Origin of the sequence: Methylophaga sp. UBA1464 (assembly GCF_002325665.1) — a bacterium.
GTDB lineage: Bacteria > Pseudomonadota > Gammaproteobacteria > Nitrosococcales > Methylophagaceae > Methylophaga.
This window is the reverse complement of sequence record NZ_DCSO01000004.1, coordinates 1-2,368: the sequence shown is the minus strand read 5'-3', so window position 1 is coordinate 2,368 and position 2,368 is coordinate 1. Positions and strand designations below refer to the sequence as shown.

The following is a 2,368-nucleotide window of genomic DNA, read 5'->3' as shown; positions in this document are numbered from 1 at the left end:
GGTAACAGGGGTTCGAATCCCCTTGGGGACGCCATATTAAACCCTCGGATGTGTATTCTGTAATGAATAACCATCCGGGGGTTTTTCTTATCTGCAGCAACAACTACCCGCTCAACAATCCGGCATATGAAGTCTTTCAGACTCTCTCTATCCAACGCATGAAGCTCTTTAAATAATTGGTCCAAAGCACGTTTGATATCGAACTCAGTGAGTGATGCCAGATAGTTTTCAGCACTACTCTGCTCATCCAATTCGTTAATGGCAGACAGTAATTGCCGTCGTTCATTTTCTTTTGATTCAACCGAACGAAGAAATGCATCTGGAGCACTTGACGTGGAGGCCAGTTCGACCAGGCGTTGAATGCGTGTATCAACCTGGTCAATCTGTCGATGCAATGCCGCACGTTGTTTTGTGGTATCGGTTTGGCCAGCCTTTTTAGCTCGTCGCAATATTGACCCGGTAAACTTCGCAGACTGCAGATCGGCTTTAAGCTGGCTCAGAAATAACTCATCTAAAAACATTGCTGTCATACGTCGACCACGGCCACCAGCAGCTCGATAATACTTACTGGCATCACCAGACCATTTATTATCATTTTCATCACGTAAAAGCCCACTCAAAAGGTATTTACTTGAAGTACTGCGAACAGATTTATGCTTGTTATCTTCAAGCTGTTTCAGTATTGCCTCAGCTTCATCTTCGGTAATCAGTCCCTCATGTGTATCCTTATTTATGTGCCATTGGTCGCGTGGCCGTCGCTTTTTGCCGGTTTTACTTCTACCTTCGACCCTTTCTTCGTGAACGTTCCAAATAGTATGGCCAGCGTATGTCAGAGCATTCCACTCCATTGATAAAGCGGTGGTTGCAGACCAATTCAAATTCATCCTGGTAAGTACTGATTGCCGACCGATCCCCATTGCCCTCTGTTTTAAATAACTGGACACCTTATCGGCTTCTTTACCAGGTATAAGTCGGGATTTCATTACAGCCTGGCCATCACGAATGGCACCTGTTGCTATTTTCTCAAGCTGGTAACCTTTCGGGGCAGCACCACCCGCACGGAAACCTTGTTTAACGTTTTCAGCCATACCCGCAAGTCCTTTTTGTTTGCTGATCATCGAATGCCATTGGTCCATAGCCTGCAAGATAGTTTTCAACATCATGGAGCTAATCGGGTCTGCATCCGGAAGTGATTTATAAACGATCCGGATCCCCTGCTTTTCGGCTTCATGTTCAAAGAAATGGGAAATGTACTGCCGGCGAGAAAGCCGGCTAGTATCAAGCAGCAGTAAAGTGCTCCAGCCACGTTGACGGGACTTCATACTGACATAGAGAGATTGAAAGCCTGGGCGATTTTCCGTTTTTCCAGACTCCACGGCATCGATAAACTCTTCAACAATAATTAAGCCACGCTCAGTGGCCAAATCATTCAGATCACGACGCTGGGCAGCGATACTTACATCACTGCGATCCTTGCTTGATCGGAGATAAACGGCGGCTCTGTTGTTGATCATCTTCTTGTTGTTTTTGTAGCTGCTTGAGCAACATAGGAAATAACACATCCACCGCAGAATCTACGTCGATTTGTCCCACGGTTTCGACATCGATGTGCTGTGAATCGGCCATGGTTAAAGCTCATTGCCCTGGCTAATAACGTTATTCACTCTGGCAACTCACCATCTGGCAGCAACGGCAAACCATTGATTCGGCAAAAGCCATTCGCCCGTAAAAACTTGCCGCTTTTATTTCGCAGCTCTGATTCTATTTGCGGGGATTCATATCGTAATTTATGCAGCGCAATCAGTAACCCGGTATCAGTCATATTGGTCGGCAGCATCTTTTTTGCAGCCTGAATATCAAGGTTTTTGATAATTTTAAGCCGCTCATCACGTTCAACAATCCAAGTCATCGATGAACAGTTCATTGGCCTACTCCCTCAGCTGGGGCCATACCTCTTACAGACCTAAGAGCAGCGTAAAGAGAGTCATTTTTATGGTTCGGGTCGCGTTCGTATTCGAGAAGCAGGTTCCAAACCTTTATAAGTTCAGATTCAGTGGGCGGACGTGATTCCTTAATTCCTCTGTTAGCAGTTGGCATCATTACAATTCATTCCCCCATGCATCCCAACCTTCTACCCTCTGCCGAGCGAATAGCTCAATACGAGGCACATCACCGATCAATTCCACAATGCCTTGCCTGACTTCATCCGGTTTTTGTGAATGCGTGGTGTAAGGCGTGAACACGGTGTTTTTAATGCCGGCGTTGATTCGCTTCAGGCCATTGCCACGAACGGCGATTAAGCAGTCTTCTGAATTCGTACGGGTAAAGTTACCCATCCCCATTTTCGTCAGGCTGAGCATTAACCTGG

At 46.2% G+C, this 2,368-nt stretch carries 4 protein-coding genes; all 4 read right to left on the bottom strand.

The features are described from left to right. The coding region (locus B3O33_RS00345) for a recombinase family protein (RefSeq protein ID WP_292362711.1) at positions 1–1,514 on the bottom strand (1,514 nt) is incomplete at its 3' end. Continuing rightward, on the bottom strand, positions 1,462–1,626 hold the full coding sequence (locus tag B3O33_RS00340) for a hypothetical protein (RefSeq protein WP_292359012.1): 165 nt from the start codon (positions 1,624–1,626) through the stop codon (positions 1,462–1,464). The genes B3O33_RS00340 and B3O33_RS00345, both read right to left, overlap by 53 nt. A gap of 34 nt (positions 1,627–1,660) precedes the next feature. After that, complete coding sequence (locus B3O33_RS00335) at positions 1,661–1,924, bottom strand: hypothetical protein (RefSeq protein WP_292359010.1); 264 nt, start codon at positions 1,922–1,924, stop codon at positions 1,661–1,663. Positions 1,925–2,099: 175 nt separating this feature from the next. Then, positions 2,100–2,368: MT-A70 family methyltransferase (locus B3O33_RS00330; protein WP_292362710.1), on the bottom strand; the 269-nt coding region annotated here is incomplete at its 5' end.